The 17,678-nt window shown below is 38.0% G+C and carries 10 protein-coding genes and 1 pseudogene; 4 read left to right on the top strand and 7 right to left on the bottom strand.

All coding sequences use genetic code 11. The annotated features are described in order from the left end of the window. The first annotated feature begins 80 nt into the window (after positions 1-80). The gene (locus BV375_RS04555; protein WP_086757734.1) at positions 81-5,699 is read left to right on the top strand and encodes an ATP-binding sensor histidine kinase; all 5,619 of its coding nucleotides are present in this window, start codon (positions 81-83) and stop codon (positions 5,697-5,699) included. Between the two features lie 11 nt (positions 5,700-5,710). Here BV375_RS04555 and BV375_RS04550 read toward each other — a convergent pair whose 3' ends face one another. From BV375_RS04550 to BV375_RS04535, 4 genes are all read right to left on the bottom strand, one after another. Further along, the gene (locus tag BV375_RS04550) at positions 5,711-6,475 is read right to left on the bottom strand and encodes a glucose 1-dehydrogenase (RefSeq protein ID WP_086757732.1); all 765 of its coding nucleotides are present in this window, start codon (positions 6,473-6,475) and stop codon (positions 5,711-5,713) included. Positions 6,476-6,507: 32 nt separating this feature from the next. Next, complete coding sequence (locus BV375_RS04545; RefSeq protein ID WP_086757730.1) at positions 6,508-8,049, bottom strand: NAD(P)-binding domain-containing protein; 1,542 nt, start codon at positions 8,047-8,049, stop codon at positions 6,508-6,510. A 195-nt stretch (positions 8,050-8,244) separates the two neighbouring features. After that, positions 8,245-9,909 carry a tryptophan halogenase family protein gene (locus tag BV375_RS04540; protein ID WP_086757727.1) on the bottom strand — a complete coding sequence of 555 codons (1,665 nt, stop codon included), beginning with the start codon at positions 9,907-9,909 and terminating at the stop codon, positions 8,245-8,247. 67 nt (positions 9,910-9,976) lie between these two features. Beyond that, positions 9,977-10,711, bottom strand: a complete 735-nt coding sequence (locus BV375_RS04535) for a hypothetical protein (protein WP_339376839.1) — start codon at positions 10,709-10,711, stop codon at positions 9,977-9,979. 1,677 nt (positions 10,712-12,388) lie between these two features. Between BV375_RS04535 and BV375_RS38995 the strand changes: the two genes are divergently transcribed. The 3 genes from BV375_RS38995 (at position 12,389) to BV375_RS04525 (ending at position 14,334) form a co-directional block, all read left to right on the top strand. Next, on the top strand, positions 12,389-12,487 hold the full coding sequence (locus tag BV375_RS38995) for a histidine kinase dimerization/phospho-acceptor domain-containing protein (RefSeq protein ID WP_347812723.1): 99 nt from the start codon (positions 12,389-12,391) through the stop codon (positions 12,485-12,487). Between the two features lie 150 nt (positions 12,488-12,637). Further along, positions 12,638-13,033 carry a HAMP domain-containing protein gene (locus BV375_RS36520; RefSeq protein WP_347812724.1) on the top strand — a complete coding sequence of 132 codons (396 nt, stop codon included), beginning with the start codon at positions 12,638-12,640 and terminating at the stop codon, positions 13,031-13,033. Between the two features lie 8 nt (positions 13,034-13,041). Then, positions 13,042-14,334, top strand: coding sequence for a response regulator (locus BV375_RS04525; RefSeq protein ID WP_086757723.1), 1,293 nt, complete (start codon positions 13,042-13,044; stop codon positions 14,332-14,334). A gap of 35 nt (positions 14,335-14,369) precedes the next feature. Here BV375_RS04525 and BV375_RS04520 read toward each other — a convergent pair whose 3' ends face one another. The 3 genes and pseudogenes from BV375_RS04520 to BV375_RS04510 all read right to left on the bottom strand — a co-directional run. Further along, entirely contained in the window at positions 14,370-15,932 is a 1,563-nt protein-coding gene (locus BV375_RS04520) for an NAD(P)H-quinone oxidoreductase subunit N (RefSeq protein ID WP_086757721.1), read from the bottom strand. A gap of 406 nt (positions 15,933-16,338) precedes the next feature. Continuing rightward, positions 16,339-16,650 (bottom strand): RNA-binding protein, encoded by a 312-nt coding sequence (locus BV375_RS04515; protein WP_086757719.1) that lies wholly within the window; start codon positions 16,648-16,650, stop codon positions 16,339-16,341. Between the two features lie 231 nt (positions 16,651-16,881). Continuing rightward, positions 16,882-17,400 (bottom strand): annotated as a pseudogene (locus BV375_RS04510) (DUF6745 domain-containing protein); the annotation flags it as partial. Positions 17,401-17,678 lie beyond the last annotated feature (278 nt).

Raw genomic sequence — 17,678 nt, 5'->3', positions numbered from 1 at the left:
AATATAACTATTTAATGATAGTGGTAACTATGACATGGGCATACTGAAGCATAGAAATATAATTATGAGAAGCAGATGCAATGTTAATAGTATCAGAAATATTATCTCCTATACTTGGCTATCGCATTATTGAGCAATTATATTCAGGTAAAAAAACCTTAGTTTATCGAGCTATCAGAGAAAAAGACCAGCAATCAGTTATTTTAAAATTGATGCGCACTGAAGATCCTAACTTCGTTGAAATTAATCAGTTCCGCAATCAATACACGATTACCCAAAATCTTCAACTTCCGGGTATAGTCAAACCAATAAGCATAGAAAACTACCACAATAGATATTTTCTAGTAATGGAAGACTTTGGTGGTATAGCCCTTAATATATGGCAACTAGAAGAGCATAAAAAGGGGAATAATTCTGTTTCATTGAGTAAATTCTTCGAGATTGCGATGGAAATTAGTGCAACACTAGAAGGGCTACATTGCCATCGTATCATTCACAAAGACATCAAACCCGCCAATATTCTGATTCATCCTATAACAGGTAAGACTAAAATTATCGATTTTAGTCTTGCTAGTCTATTACCAAAAGAAATTCAATTTCTCACAAATCCTAACGTTCTAGAAGGCACTCTAGCTTACATTTCTCCTGAACAAACAGGACGCATGAATCGAGGTATAGACTACCGTACCGACTTTTATTCCTTGGGTGTCACCTTCTTTGAACTCCTGACTGGGCAGTTACCCTTCAATACCCCTGAACCAATGGAGTTAGTCTACTCTCACATTGCCAAAGAACCGCCAAAAGCCAGCCGTATTAACTCCAATATTCCTACAATTTTATCTGATATTATCAGCAAGCTAATGGCAAAAAATGCCGAAGACCGATATCACAGTGCTCATGGGATCAGATATGACTTAGAGAGATGTCAAAACCAATGGCAAGACAAAGGAGACATTACGATATTTGAATTAGGAATTCGGGATATTTCAAATCATTTTGTTATTCCTGAAAAACTTTATGGTCGTCAAAGAGAAATTGAAATTCTACTCACTACTTTTGACCGGGTGACGAGCGGAAGCACGGAAATGATCTTAGTCGCTGGTTATTCAGGGATTGGTAAAACTGCTGTGGTCAACGAAGTCCATAAACCTATTGCAAGACAGCGTAGTTACTTCATCAAAGGGAAATTTGACCAGTTCCAACGTGACATTCCATTATCAGGATTGGTGCAAGTTTTGCGGGATTTAATTGGGCAAATACTGTCAGAAACAGATGCCCAAATTCAACAGTGGAAAACTAAAATCATATCGGCATTGGGTACACAATCTCAGGTAATCATTGATGTAATTCCTGAACTCGAAAGAATTATTGGTAAACAACCTTCAGTTACTGAACTTGCTGGTAGCGCTGCTCAAAATCGCTTCAATTTATTGTTTCAGAGATTTATCCAGGTTTTCACTACTAAAGAGCATCCTCTGGTAATCTTTCTGGATGATTTGCAATGGGCAGATACGGCTTCCTTGAAGTTTATTGAATTATTAGTTAGTAGAACTTCTTCTCGCCTTACAGGTGACACAGAGGAGATATTTGAGACTAAGGCTAGTCTACTAATGATTGGGGCGTATAGAGATAATGAAGTCTTAAATCTACATCCATTACATTTGATACTACAAGAAATTGCCAAAACAGGAGCAGTAATTAATACAATTAAACTTTCACCCTTAAGTCAAGTTGATTTGAACCATCTCATTGCTGATACGCTGCGTTGCCGAGAGGTCATTGCTGTGCCTCTGACTCAAATGGTGTTTGCTAAAACTAAAGGTAACCCATTCTTTGCATCTCAATTTCTCAAGTTATTATATGATGATGGACTAATTAAATTAAATTTTGATGCTGGCTATTGGCAGTACGACATTACCAAAATTAAAACACTGTCTCTTACAGATGATGTAGTAGAATTCATGGGTATCCAAATAGAAAAGTTACCCAAGAATGTACAAAATGTATTAAAAATATCTGCTTGTATTGGTAATGAGTTTGACTTAAAAACATTGGCAATTGTTAATGAAAAATCTGTAATAGACACTGCATCAGACTTATGGGAAGCATTACTTGAAGGTTTAATCGTACCTCAGAAAGATGGTTATAATCTTATACCAGAAGATGAGAGGCAACTATTAAGCCTTTCAAATAGAGAATCAGAAAATTTCTCAATTACTAATTCCCAATTACCTAAATATAAATTCGTACATGACCGAGTACAACAAGCAGCTTATTCTCTAATTCCTCAAGACAAAATAAAGAAAATTCACTTAAAAATTGGGCAGCTTCTTTTTAAGAATACGCCAGTTGCTGAACAAGAAGAAAGGATTTTTGAGCTTGTAAATCAGTTCAATATTGCAGTTGAATTTATTACCGAACAAGCTAAACGTGATGAGCTAGCCCAAATGAATTTGATTGCTGGGCGTAAAGCTTTGGTATCAACAGCTTATTCATCTGCACTTAAGTATTTAACTACTGGAATTGAGCTACTAGGAGATGATACTTGGAAGATAAAGTATGGGCTAACTCTAGCTTTGTATGAAGTAGCAGTAGAAGCAGCATACTTGGCTGGTGACTTTGAGCAGATGGAGCAATTAACAGAGGTGGTATTAGTAAGAGCTAAAACACTTTTAGAAAAAGTCAAAGTCTATGAAGTAAAAATTCAGGCTTATGGAGCGCAGAATAAAATATTAGAAGCGATCAATACTGCACTAGGATTTTTGAAGTTACTTGGAGTAGAGTTTCCGAAAAATCCCAGTCAGTTAGATGTTCGGCAGGAAATGGAAAAAATCACTTTAAGTTTGGCAAATCGATGCATTGAAGACTTAATTCACCTACCAGAAATGACTGAAGATAAAACGCTAGCAGTCATGCGTATCTTATCTAGCATCATTGTTTTTGCTAGTCAAGCTTTTCCCGAGCTATTCTCACTAATTGTTTTCAAACAAGTAAACTTATCGCTCGAATATGGCAATGCTCCTTTATCCGCTTTTGGTTATGTTGTTTACGGGTTGATTCTTTGTGGAGTAGTAGAAGATATTGAATCTGGTTATCAATTTGGCAAACTTGCTGAAAGTCTTGTAGATAAATTCCAAGATAAAAAAATCACCGCTAAAATTATCGAAACATTTAATGCTCATATCAAGCATGGAAAAGAGCATATCAAAGAAATAATCAAGCCTTTTTTAGAGGCTTACTCGGTTGCACTGGAAACTGGAGATCTAGAATTTGCAGTATATTCTATTAATGCTTATTGCTATGCTTCATTTTTTATGGGTAGGGAACTGACGGCACTGCAACAGGAAATGGCAGTATACAGCAATGCTATAAGCCATCTGAAGCAAGAGATGGTATTGCAATGGAATGAAATATATCGCCAAACAGTGTTAAATTTGCTGAAAAGCGTTGAAAGTCCTTGTGATTTAATCGGTGAAGCTTATGATGAAGTCAAACAACTCCCACTTCATGTTACAGCTAATGATGGCATAGCACTTTTACGCTTACATTTATGTAAGCTTCAACTTTGTTATCTGTTTGTTAATTATCATAAAGCCCTTGATCGTGCGGTAGAAACAGAAAAGTACTTATATGCTGGAGTAGGAACATTATTTATTCCTCAATTTTATTTATATGATTCATTGGTACGGCTGGCATTATATCCTAATAGCGCAGAATCGGAACAGAAAGAGATTCTGCTGAAGGTTACAATTAATCAGGAAAAAATGCGCCACTATGCGTATCATGCTCCTATGAATTACTTGCATAAATTCTATTTGGTAGAGGCTGAGATACATCGGATTAAAGGTGAATATCTTGAAGCAATAGAAGCATACGATCGCGCCATCAAGCTTGCCAAAGAAAATGAGTTTATTCATGAAGAAGCACTCGCTTATGAACTGGCCGCAAAATTCTATCTTGAATGGGGTAAAGACAGAATCGCCCAACTCTACCTCACTGATGCTTATTATTGCTACATTGGTTGGGGAGCATTAGCCAAAGTTGATGATTTACAAAAACGCTATCCTCAATTACTGGTTCCCATAATTCAGCAAGAAAAACTTAGCCATTCTTGCAGTGAAAAAAACCTACCTGAACTGAGCTTACACCTATCTACACTCAGCAATAAATCTACTTTAGTTACGAATGAAACTGTTATTGGCTCCAACACCAGTATTTCAGATATGTTGGATTTGGCAACTGTCATTAAAGCTTCTCAAGCAGTCTCAGGAGAAATTGAACTAGAGGCGCTTCTTTCTACTTTAATGCAAGTTGTCATGGAGAATGCGGGAGCTTCTAAATCTGTGTTGATATTGAGTGAAGCTAATAACTTAGACTTAACTGTTACCGCAGTTAGTTCCGGTTCAACTTTTGGAGCTACTCACACGGAGTTTTTATCTATTCCTTTAGAGTCCAGCGATCGTGTTCCTATTTCTTTGATTAATTATGTCAAACGTACTCAAGAAGTATTAGTAATTGATGACATCAAAGCTCAAGCCTCTTTTGCGGTAGATAGTTATATTACCCGTGAAGAACCAAAAAGTATATTATGTATTCCGATGCTTAATCAAGGCAAATTGCTGGGACTTATATACCTAGAAAATAATTTAACTACAAAAGCATTTACACACGATCGCCTAGAACTTCTAAAACTCTTAACTATCCAAGCGACAATCTCTTTAGAAAATGCTATTCTTTACAACAACTTAACTGAAGCTAATGAGCGCTTGGAAGAATACAGCCATATATTAGAGGAAAGAGTAGTAGTAAGAACGGCAGAAATTAACGAAAAGAATAAACATCTGCAAGCAGCATTAGAAGAATTACAAAGTACTCAAAGTCAATTAATTCAAAGTGAAAAAATGTCTTCCTTAGGGCAAATGATAGCCGGAATTGCCCATGAAATTAACAACCCGATTAACTTTATTCATGGTAATATTTCTCATGCAAGTGACTATGTTCAAGATTTGCTTGATTTGATTAATATTTATCAGCAAGAATATCCTCATCCATCGGCAATACTGGAGGAAAAAATTCAGGACATAGATGTGGATTTTCTGACAGAAGACCTACCGAGAGTTCTCGATTCTATGAAGCTTGGAAGTTCTCGTATCCGGAATATTATCCTGAGCTTACGTAACTTCTCTCGTCTAGATGAATCGGAAATGAAGCCTGTAAATATTCATGAGGGAATCGACAGTACCTTAATGATTTTGCAGCATCGGCTCAAGGAAAAGAGCGATCGCCCGGAAATTAAGGTCATCAAAGAATACGCACCACTGCCAAATGTTAGTTGCTATGCTGGTCAGCTCAACCAGGTATTTATGAATATCTTAAGTAATGCGATCGATGCTCTAGAGGAGTACAAGCATGAAGGAGATTCTCCAATTAAAAATCCTCAAATTCGCATTCGCACTGAACTAGGAGAAGCAAACACACTGAAGATTCGGATTGCTGATAACGGTCATGGTATGACTGCGCATGTACAGCAGAAAATATTTGACCCATTTTTTACCACTAAGGCAGTAGGAAGCGGTACGGGGTTGGGGTTGTCAATTAGCTATCAAGTTGTGGTGGATAAACACAAGGGTCAATTAAGCTGTGATTCAACTCCTGGACAAGGGACTGAATTTGTAATTGAAATCCCCATGCAACAGTAAATTTTTATTGTTTAGTAGGCAGTATAGCCGCCATCTACCATGAGTGGCGTTCCCGTAATAAACGAGGCTTTATCAGAGGCTAAGAAGAGAATCGCATTTGCGACCTCCTGTGGTTTTCCCATACGCTTCAAGAGAATTAATGGTGCGAATTGCTTGACTATATCTTCATCGCTCAAACCTAGAGAATTGGCAACTTTTTGTACAGCAGGAGTATAAATCGGTCCTGGACAAACGCAGTTAACACGAATATTATCAGGTGCTAAATCGTAGGCTAGGCTTCGAGTTAGTTGTAAAATCGCTCCTTTACTGGTGTTATAGGGTGCAAATGCTGGTACAGCAACAAATGAACTGATAGAAGCAAGATTCACAATTGCTCCACCGCCACGTTGGCGCATTTGGGGAGTTACATACTTGGCGCAAAAAGCATAACCCTTGACATTTACTGCCAAAACCCGATCCCAATCTAGCTCTGTTGCCTGCTCTACAGTGCCGATAACCATCACGGCGGCGTTAGCAACTAGGATGTCCACACCGCCCCATTCATGAACTACTCCAGCTACCCAATTCTGAACCTCACTTTCTACAGAAACATCCACTTGATGAAATAGAGCAGTACCACCAAATGCTTTGATTTCATCGATGAGTGTTTGTCCACCGACAGTATCTACGTCTGCGATCGCTACCTTGGCTCCTTCTGAGGCAAAAAGCTTAGCAGTCTCTCGACCTATACCAGAACTAGCTCCTGTAATTAGGGCTATTTTATTGGCTAACTGCATAATTAAATATCCTTAAGTATCAAAATCTGGTTTTAAGAATTCTTTGATTCTACTGGTTCACCAATCCTAGAATCATTGATAGATATCAGCCTTTTTGCGTGCAATTCCTGCCGGAGGTTTTTGTATGCAGATGGACTTAAGGGCTTCACAATTTCCGCGATCGAGCCTGTTTGGCGGATTTTAGCACCCAGATCGCGCATGAGATAGTCTAAGTAATGAAAACTAAACGGGAAAAAGCATGTTCCACTGTATAAACCTCTTGGCGTTTTAGTCTGCCTCCAGTTCAACTCTGCTTCTATATCCTTGAGCATCTCTGAACGTAAGGGTAGAACTAAGTTGCCTTTGACAGATTCAACTAGCCACCGAGAGCCAATCTCCGATGATAGCGTCCCAGAAAAAGTGCTGTTGTAGCCGACAAAACCCATTTCAGGAACATCTGGGTGAATAAGATTGCGGTATAGATGAAAGGTGCCTTGGTTATCAATAATTTGCTGACGGTACTGCTCCTCCAAAAAAGGGATATTCTGGTGGAATCCGGTTGCAAAGATCATTACATCTGTTGATAACCGCTCACCATTTGCCAACTCCACACCACCAGGGACAAACCGTTCTATGGTTGTTTTTTTGGCACGTATTTTGCCCTGACGCACATATTTATAGAAGTTTTTCGTAGCTATGCTTAAGGGACAATTGATAAATCCCTCGATCGGTTCGTCAGGTAACATTCCACAAGCATCTAAACGTAACTGTAGGCGTAGTAGGATTTCCAAAGTTCGCCAAAAAGCCCATACTAAAGGCTTGCCTACTGTGTGCAACACCTGCTCCACTCCACGAAATTTGCGGTATGGAAACCAAACCTGTCCCAAGCGCGTTAACATCAAATATTTGATGTTGATGAATCCTAGAAAGTATCTAGGGATTTTCCAAGATGCTTGGCGGAAAACAAGCGTACATTTAGAACCTTTGTCAACAGCGAAGGTTGCAATGTCAGCAGCCGATTTCGCAAAACCGACAACAACAACCCGTTTACCTTGGATCAGAGAATCATCGTTAATATTGGTGGAATGCAACACCAATCCTCCAGAGTCGATAAACTCTGCCATACCAGGAAAAGAAGGCACTTTTGGGATATTGCAAGTGCCATTGCATATAAGAATAAAGTCAAATTCTTGTTTTTCCAGTCTTATCTTCCCTTGAAGGTTGTTTTTATAGCTGACGCTCACAACCCATCCTGGTTGCTTTGCGGTTTTCCTTTCTACCTGAGTAACTTCTGCTTGGAAGTGAATCTTCTCTGTAATCCCAAAATGTTGCGCGTAGGACTCTAGGTAATTCCGCACCTGCTCACCAGTAGGAGACTCAGGATAGAATGTAGGCATGGGATAATCAGAAAAAGCATACATATCACGAGGGCTTTGGGTGGTTACTCCTGGATAACTTCTCGACTTTTCCCATACGCCACCAAGTCCTTTCTGTTTCTCAAATACTGTGACTTCGTAACCTTCCTCAATGAAAGTCTTAGCTGCGACTAGACCACTAAGACCAGCGCCAATAACGCCAATACGTTGAATATTCATGTTAACAGTGTGAAGGTATATTACACTACTTACAGCAGAGTTATCGATTGAGTAAGATAACTCTGCAAGCATCCCAACAATTGCTAAAAAGTGGAAACATCAAACCTAACGCAATTAATGAATCATACCCAAATCCTAGCTCCAGCCTTCATTAGGCAGAATTGTTTCACTGTCATCTTGCGTGTTCCTCAATTATTAACTTGCTATTGGAATTTGATGTGCACTATCGCTGACAAATGAAGCAGGTAAATGATTTTCGCTGAGATACTCTGAATGTTCTTGAGACTTGATTACATAAGTTAAATATTCATACTGAGAGGGCAGATTTGTGCTCAGGTACCTAGCTTTCTCCTTAATTGCGGTAAATTTAGCTAGCGCCTTCTCGTTGTCAAGATGCTCGAGCAGAGGTAGACTACCTTCAGGCTTATGATTAAGTCCAAGCAACATTACGGAATAAGAGTATGTCTCGAAGCCATGAAAATATGGATTGATATTCTTTTTATTTGGTAACCTCCTTCTCCACAACTTGAACTTTTCTTGCAGTTCCGCAGGAACTTTAATTTCTTGCTTAGTTGCTTGCCAAAACTTTGTATCTGCTCGATCGCTGGCAAAGTAATGGAGTACCAAAAAATCCCGAACACCATCTATGCAATTAGCAACCGCTTTATTATAGTTGCAGATCAGCTCTTCATTGAACGACTTGCCTGGAAAGTGATTGACTAGCTCTTCAATTCCATGTTGAATAAAAAATATGCCAGTAGATTCTAATGGTTCAACAAATCCGCTAGAAAGTCCTATCGCCACACAGTTCTTTACCCATGAGTTTCTATTACGTCCAATCCTCATGTGGATATGAGAGGCTTTGCAATTATGTGCGACATTTCCTAGATGGTGGCGAAATTCTTGTTCTGCTTCCTCCGCAGAAATAAATGCACTGGAGTAAACATACCCTGTACCATTTCTACCATACAAAGGTATATCCCAGACCCAACCGGACGAGAGCGCGGTTGCTGTAGTATAAGGGTTGATGCCATTTTTCTGAATATCGGATGGTATCTGCATAGCGATCGCGCGATCGCACAGCAGCGATTCTGAATAAGAAATGAATGGTTCACCAAGAGCTTTGTTAATCAAAAGACCACGGAAACCAGTACAGTCAATGAAAAGGTCTCCACTAACAATGCCATGCTCTTTGGTATTGAGACTATCTATGCTTCCATCCTCAGTTAAATTTACATCTACCACATCATCAACAATTTGTTTCACACCCCTCTGTCTTGAATAATCTTTTAAGAACCTAGCAATTAGATTCGCATCAAAATGGTAGGCGTAAGGATACTGCCCTTCAGCATCAGCAAGTGTTATTAGATTCTTTTCAGAAAAATGTTTCTCTGAGAATAAATGTTCAACTCTGTCATCAAAAATTTTGCCGTTAAGATATCTAGGAGACCTCTGATGATCGCACAGTGTCGGTGCCATGAAGCAGGAGTAATCAAATGGCTCATTGAAACTCTTAAGTTTTAACCACCATTCAGAGATACTGAATCCGTCAATAAAATCAAATCTTTCAAAAGGATGGTAAAAATGTCTTCTATCTGAATTCCAATCAACAAATTTAATCCCCATCTTATAAGTAGCATTGCATTTTGGCATCCATTCATACTCTTGTAATCCCAGAAAATCAAAGAATGATTTGATGCTACTAAAAGTTGCTTCGCCAACTCCAACCTTTGTAATATTAGAAGACTCTACTAGCGTAATATGAACATTTTTTTTCAAGGCTTTGCTCAAATAAGCTGCCGTCATCCAACCTGCTGAACCACCGCCAACAATTACAATATTTTGTACATACTGTGACATAGTAAAAGTTATCCTTCTGACTTGAATTAGGTGTTAATTGTCAATTTCAAAGAGCTTGTTCGTTCATTTATGCAACTTTCAATGGCTGCTCAATTTTATGGCTTTTGGCATATACTAAAAGCCCATTTGTAAATTGGGTAAAAACTGTAAATAAGTTCTCTACCAATTCCAGAGCTTCTTGTCGCGTTGCTTCTGATAGTTGAATATCTTGTAACAATTGCTCTATTCCAGATGAACCTGTCATGTGCCCAGTTTCAACATCCAAATGGAAATCTGCAAAATATCGGCATGGTTTTTGAGTAATTGCTTTAATTTCTTTGCCAATCTCTGCTGCTATGGAAAACATTATATTACCTGTTGCTTCGGTAACTTCAATAACTATTATTTTTTGCAGAGGAGTAGCTTGTGAAGTATATCGATAGAGTTGATAATTCAACCAGCGAGCATTCTTAGTTTCTTCACTCCAAAGAAATTTTAATGCATCACTAAATTTCAAAGATTTGTCAAGTTCTAAATTCTTCAAATCTTCCAAAAACCACAGCCAATGGTGATCGTCTTCATAAGTATGTTTGTTAATTAGTGTTTGAATAGGATCGCTAGTTGGTTCTACTCGTAAAAAATACTTATTCAGCTCTCCAAAATTCATAATAAAATGAGCAGCGCATGGTGCCCAAGCCAGCCTTTGTTTAGGGTCTATGCTTTGATCTTGCATAAATTTAAATAATGGCAACTGAGAAAATTCCTGCTTTTTATTTTGAATTAATGCTAGAACTTCTTTCATGTTTATTGCACCAAATTTCAATGGTTAATATGTGAGAAGATTTACTTTACTTTTACAGTCTTGTGCAAGTATGTGAAAGTATTGAATGCAAAACTTCATTACCAAACAATAAATATCTGTTGATATTTTTGATGACGATGCCAGCATTTTTTGATTATTGAATTGATATTAATTCAATAAAAGATGGTTAGATATGCAGTTGGGAAGATGGCTTGATAGTAATTAGATGAGAAACACTTATTTGCCATTACAAAACAGTTAAAATGAAAAAATCATCACACTGAATGCAAAAGATTTCTCAAGCTAAATCACTATAATCCGACAACTTTATATCTATTTTTAAGTCAGCGTAGGCAACGCAACTATCACCAGCCTAAAGACTGTAATACAGAAACGCCAAGAGCATCAATTTCTTAGAAATAAGAGATTAATTTTCTCGTAGTTTGAAGTTAAGCATTCATTCTAGAGAATTAACTTCTAGAACTTCAACATACTTATTTATCACCCAAAAATGCTTAAAGTGAGCTTGATGGATTTAATTTGCCTTATCCAACCATCTCACAAAGGTGGGAGATACTTAAAAACTTCATTTTACTCTTACTTCTTTTTCTCCTACAAAGAGATCTGCCCAACAGCGCTTTATTGCACTGAAATTCTTTAACTTACAGTCTATAATCTTAATCTCTCTATAATCACTGAACAAGTTCAAGCGATCATAAGAATCAGAATTACAGGAACTTGAACCCATTGTCCTGTACAGTAGTCAACCAAAACAAGATTTAGACAGTGTGTAAACAATATTTACTGCCACTGTGAGTTGTGTTTAAGAGCTAAATTTAATGTTTCCAACACTTAATCTGTGTAACTATTCTTTAATTTTTTATTAAAAAATATATCCGTAATTACCTGGAATTACTAAACAGATTTATTTAATTTAAATACTTTGTAATAAAAAGTACGAATTATTGATCAAACTGGATACTATTGAGCCTTCAAGCTTAGAAGTATTACATACATTCGTTTTACTTAAACCAATATTACAGGTTTTGCTTAAATTAACTCAATATTATGTATGCTAAACAACATTATTATAAAGTTTACTTTAATATTTTATAGTTTTACATAAAATTCATTAATATTAAGTAGTTATTTAGATCACAAACAAAATGTAGTAAATTACATAATTGTTATGATTCGTTGACATAATAAATTTAGGATAAAGGCTAAAGTTAGTGCAGCTTGTTCTTAGAAATCACTCTTTCAAGTTTGAGAGATATCCAGCTTATGGATAGCTGTTCACAAATAAAAACAAAATGTATACAAAATTTTCTATCAAATTGCAGATGCATAAATTAAGCATCTTTCAAAAGTAGTAAATATAACCAGTAGGCAAATATGTTTGTAATATCAGGCAAATATACCTCTAATAAACTGTGACAAACAGGAAAACTTGATATGTGGGAAAACACTTTGAGGTTGCAACTTAATCAGGTTGATGAGAACTATGCCAGGATAATGGGCAAACTTAGGTATGCAGGAGATTTACTCCACATTTACCAAGCTGTGCAAAAGTAAAAATCATAACACATCTCGGTGTTAACGATTACTAAAAATTACTCCTGCAACTCATCCTGATTCTTCCCTTTATGAACCAAATCTTCGCCGCAGTGGAATTAGTGAAATATCTCTGTTTTATAGATGCGCATAAGGAGTCATCAACTTCGTACTCCTCTCAACATCATTCTCAGTTACGCCAAAATCCTACAACTTGATAAAAATGCTAGTCCCAAGCAATAGGATGGAATTAGCATTATCCTCATTTTTTACTTTTCAAATGAGCGCTGGAAGTAAGTTTTAATAACTTCTCGTTGGATTACAAGACTAATTCTACGCTTGCAGCCTGCGACTATGGCGATCGCTTCCGGAAAACTAGGCTAAAAAGTTGAAATTAGGGGTAGAGATGAACTAAAAAGTCTGGCACAATCTTTTAATCAAATGGCCGCACAGTTGCAAGCATCTTTTTTAGAACTAAAAACCAGAGTTGAAAACCGTACTACTATTGTTAATCTGTTAGAACCTCTAGGTTTCGTACTAATGGAAGCAGTCAACGGAAAACAAGAATTAAATAAAGCCCTTGCTTGGCACCCTGAGTTAATCATCACTGATATACAAAATCTTGGGACTGCTACGACCATTGGCGATATTGCAGGGGTTAAAGAGGAAACTCCACGACTACACCAGTTAGATATTAAATATCTAGCCTTTACTGGCAAGCTTTTGAAACTCACTCAATATCTCAATAAAGAAGCTATTCCCAAGCTACTTAAACAATACATTTTATAGCCTTAAATATGTTTAATAATAAACAAAATCTCATTATGATTGTTGAAGATAAACCAACAAATGCCAAGGTAATGTTTGATTTTTTACAAGCATCCGGTTTTCGCGTTTTAGTTGCCAACAGTGGCGAGAGTGCTCTAGAGCAACTGCAACTAGTATCTCCTGATCTCATATTATTAGATATCATGATGCCGGGAATTGATGGCTTTGAAACTTGCCGTCGCTTAAAAGAAGAAAAAGCTACCCGAGACATCCCAGTTATTTTTATGACGGCTCTATCAGATGTGGTAGATAAAGTTAAAGGTCTAACTCTCGGTGCAGTAGATTACATTACCAAACCATTTCAGCCAGAAGATGTACTTGCTCGAATCAATCTTCATCTAAAACTGTGCCACCTCAACCAAAAACTGGAACAACGAGCAGCAGAGCTAACTGCGACTGTGGAACAACTCCAACAGTCGCAGTTGCGGTTAGTGCAAAGTGAAAAAATGTCTTCATTAGGGCAGTTGGTTGCAGGAATTGCTCATGAAATTAATAATCCTGCTGGCTTTGTTAAAGGCAATCTCATTTATGCTCATAAATATATGCAAGACCTAATCGAGCACATTCATCTTTATAAAAATCAGGCTTCGGCAGCAGAAATCGCCCGACATGCAGCAAAAATTGATTTGGAATATCTTCTTAAAGACTTTCCGCATATTCTGACTTCAATGCATGAAGGAATAGAACGGATTGGCGATATTAGTGTTTCTCTACGCACTTTTGCCCGTGCCGATAACGCAGTAAAAATTCCTTTTAATATTCACGATGGCATCGACAGTACTATTTTAATTCTTAAGCATAGATTGAAAGCTTCTAATATTCGCCCGGCTATTGAAGTTATACGAGATTATGATAATTTACCGGAAGTGGAATGCTTTCCTGGACAATTAAATCAGGTATTTATGAATATTTTAGCTAATGCTATTGATGCTTTAGAAGAGTCAAATATAAGTCGTAGTTATCAAGAAATCGCAGATCATCCAAATTTTATTAAAATTCAAACTAAGTTAAATCAAGATGAAAATTATATCTTAATTATGATTAAAGATAATGGGTTAGGTATTCCAGATGAAATAAAATCCCAAATATTTGATAATTTATTTACAACTAAAGCTGTAGGAAAAGGTACAGGCTTGGGATTATCAATTACTCGTCAAATTATTGTAGAAAAACATGGCGGCAGTATAGAAGTAAATTCAGTACTTAATGAAGGTACAGAATTTGTGATTACTCTTCCTATCATAGACCTAAGTAATGGGTAATTACTGTTTTGAATTACCCATTACATATAACTAATTTATAATCCTTCTGGATGCTCGATATTAACGGCACTTGCCTGAGTGCTAACAACAGTACTTGCTTGCAATATAGCAGTATTAGCAACTGAATTGTTAGCTAAGGTAAACAGAGGATTTGACAAAATCCCAGCAATGGAAGTGGCGATTAAAGTTACTATCAACCCTACCTGTAATGGTCTAAATCCAGGTAAATTCCAATTTACTGCGGGATAATTCTTCACCACGTCAGACATTTCTTGAGGTTCTTTGACTACCATCATCTTGACTACACGAATGTAGTAGTAGATGGAGACAACAGTGGTAACTAAGCCTAACAAGACTAACCAGTAAAGACCTGCTTGCCAGCCAGCCCAGAACAAGTAAATTTTGCCAAAAAACCCAGCTAGTGGCGGAATACCACCTAAAGACAGCAGGGAAATACTCAAACCCAATGTCAGGAGTGGATCTTTTTGATACAAACCAGAGTATTCAGCAATCTGGTCGGTTCCAGTCCGCAGGGAAAACAGAATGATGCAGGTAAAGCCGCACAGGTTCATGAATAGATAGACCAGCAAGTAAAATATCATACTGGCATATCCAGCTTCGGTACCAGCAATTAAGCCAATCATCACAAACCCCGCTTGGGCAATTGACGAATAAGCTAGCATCCGTTTCATGCTGGTTTGTGCTAGGGCCACTACGTTACCCAATACCATACTGAGAACAGCAAGAGCAGTAAAGACGAATCTCCACTCGTCAGCAACAAAGGGGAAGACTGTGGTTAATAAGCGGATAGCTAGAGCAAAACCTGCGGCTTTGGAACCCACAGATAAAAAGGCAATCACTGGGGTGGGAGCGCCTTCATAAACGTCTGGAGTCCATTGGTGAAAGGGTGCAGCAGAAATTTTGAAGCCAATCCCTGCAATCACAAACACAAGGGCAATCACTACACCTAATGACTGACCGATCCGAGCTGTCGCAATGCCATTGGCGATCGCACCCAGTTCTGTTTGTCCACCCGATAAGCCATACAGCAGCGACACTCCATATAGAAATACTGCTGTACTGGAAGCTCCAATCAACAGATATTTCAGAGCCGCTTCATTAGAGCGCGGGTCACGCTTGGTATAACCTGTTAACAAATAAGAGGAAATACTCAGGGTTTCTAGGGAGATGAAAATCATCACTAACTCGCTAGCCCCGGATAAAAACATTCCTCCTAGGGTAGCAGTGAGCAAAATCGCGATGAACTCTGCTAAAGCAGTGCCACTCTGCTCCACGTAGCGAATGGACATTAGTATGGTGACGGCGGCAGACAAGGCAATGATACCGCGAAAGACGATACTAAGGTCGTCACTATTAAAGCCACCGCTAAAGGAGATGGGATTGGTAGCATCCCATTGAAAATACAGGGCGACAATCGAAGCAAGTAAACCTGCGATCGCTAGATACCCAATCCAGCGTGAAGATGTACGCCCTAAAATCAAATCAACAATCAAAACCCCCAAGAGGGTGAGAATGACAATTCCCTCTGGCAAAATCGTTCCAGCATTTAACTGGGATGCAAGATTAGCAAAATCCATGAGTTGTATAGGTTTTGGCGATTAGACATCAAGGCTAACTTTGTTCATTCTATCTATTGTTCTGAACTAAAGTTCCATAAACCTTTCTATCTGATTCCATAGATTAGCCTCTTGTCAGCAGACATCCCTCAGATCGTGCCGATTGAACTGGTATATTTGCAACCTGTCATTGCGAGCGGAGCGAAGCAATCGCAAAGGCTGGGATTGCTTCGCTTCGCTCGCAATGACGTTTTATCAGCGAGCGAACATGATATCATTCATGGAAAAATAAGCAGTTCAAATATAAAGCTGAACTGCTTAATATACAAACAAGCAGTCCAGTGAGCTACTGAATCTGCTTATTATGAGATAATTTTTGTTTAGCTAATGGTTTTTATCGTTTTGCCTTGATGCATAATCTCAAGACTTAATAACGTCTGGAGTATCCACTGGCATTTTTTTCCCAATTGCCACCGCCAGAGCGAGTACTTTTCTCCTCCCGTGGTCTAGCTTTGTTAACTTTCATTACACGCCCCATCCATTCGGCACCATCTAGAGCTTGAATAGCTGCATCTTCTGCGGCTGATGATTCCATTTCTACGAAACCAAAGCCCCGGGCGCGTCCAGTTTCCCGATCTGTTGGTAATTGAACTCGCTTTACAGCACCGTACTCAGAAAATACCTTAGTGAGGTCGTCTTGTGTGACGCTGTAGGATAGGTTACCTACGTAAATAGACATGAAACTCTCCAAAATCCATTGATGCAGAGATGCTTATCCGGAGAGCAGCTTGCAATTATGACTAAAAACAAGATCTTTAATCACCGAATTTAACTTCTCCAATTTTATGCTAACACAACTTTTTTCTAGAAAAGCTATAAATCTTATCCATTAGTGATAATGTGTGCTATGATAGAATGATTTTTATTATTTTGACTACTAAATTTCTCAGATGCCTATCAAATCAAGAATTCAGGTTTGAGTAGCAAATTCCTCTGGAGCAATTCCCCAATTTACCCAACAAATTGCCTCATGTGCTGATTTCATGTCTGGTGGAACTCGCAAAGCGTGGATGAATCCAGTACTGGGACAAGTCATTTTTAATAAGTAAATTGATTCTTCATCGATATCAGCATCAATTTTTAATAGGGTATATTCTGCCCAGGTATCTAATTCAATGGCTTGTAATTCTTGGCAAATTCGGGCATAACCAATACCTTGAATTAACACTCGCCGCAGTTCGGCATTTTTCTCTGTTAACAACCATTGTGCTTGCCATTGCTGCGGGTGAACTTTACCGTATTTTTCAGGTAAGGTGACACCGTGATAAGAGTAAAGGCTAAATCCATCGGCATACTCTATTGCAGGTTCCCCTTCTGCGTGGAGGCGATTTTGATTATCAAAGCGAAGATGAAGCGGGCGATCGCATATAATTGCAGCTTTATCAAAAGCAAAAATCCATCCGCACTCTTTAATTAAAGATTGATAGATTAACCATTCTGCGAAAATCTCAGAAAACGATACACAAGTGATAATAAAATCCCTCAAACTATTAATCTTACACTCTTCTTCTGGCTGAAAAGATTGCCCAAATAAATAATTTATTTGAGAGTATAAATAGGCATGGAAAGAAGATGATAGCCGACTTCCGAGTTGCAGTTTTATTTTTTGCCAATCTTCACTTTGTAGTTGTTCATTCAGATATATTTTGATGCAGAAACGTTGAATGTTAAGAAAAACCTGATAAAAATAACCCAAAATATGTTAAA

It is taken from the genome of Nostoc sp. 106C (assembly GCF_002154725.1).
GTDB lineage: Bacteria > Cyanobacteriota > Cyanobacteriia > Cyanobacteriales > Nostocaceae > Aulosira.
The sequence above is the reverse complement of the archived record's forward strand: the minus strand, read 5'-3'. Positions and strand labels throughout refer to the sequence as shown.

Excerpts from the sequence above, each read along its gene's own strand:
- BV375_RS04555 (WP_086757734.1), top strand. The coding sequence starts at position 81 with ATGTTAATAGTATCAGAAATATTATCTCCTATACTTGGCTATCGCATT.
- BV375_RS04550 (WP_086757732.1), bottom strand. The coding sequence starts at position 6,475 with ATGCAGTTAGCCAATAAAATAGCCCTAATTACAGGAGCTAGTTCTGGT.
- BV375_RS04545 (WP_086757730.1), bottom strand. The coding sequence starts at position 8,049 with ATGAATATTCAACGTATTGGCGTTATTGGCGCTGGTCTTAGTGGTCTA.
- BV375_RS04540 (WP_086757727.1), bottom strand. The coding sequence starts at position 9,909 with ATGTCACAGTATGTACAAAATATTGTAATTGTTGGCGGTGGTTCAGCA.
- BV375_RS38995 (WP_347812723.1), top strand. The coding sequence starts at position 12,389 with ATGCGCATAAGGAGTCATCAACTTCGTACTCCTCTCAACATCATTCTC.
- BV375_RS04525 (WP_086757723.1), top strand. The coding sequence starts at position 13,042 with ATGTTTAATAATAAACAAAATCTCATTATGATTGTTGAAGATAAACCA.
- BV375_RS04520 (WP_086757721.1), bottom strand. The coding sequence starts at position 15,932 with ATGGATTTTGCTAATCTTGCATCCCAGTTAAATGCTGGAACGATTTTG.
- BV375_RS04515 (WP_086757719.1), bottom strand. The coding sequence starts at position 16,650 with ATGTCTATTTACGTAGGTAACCTATCCTACAGCGTCACACAAGACGAC.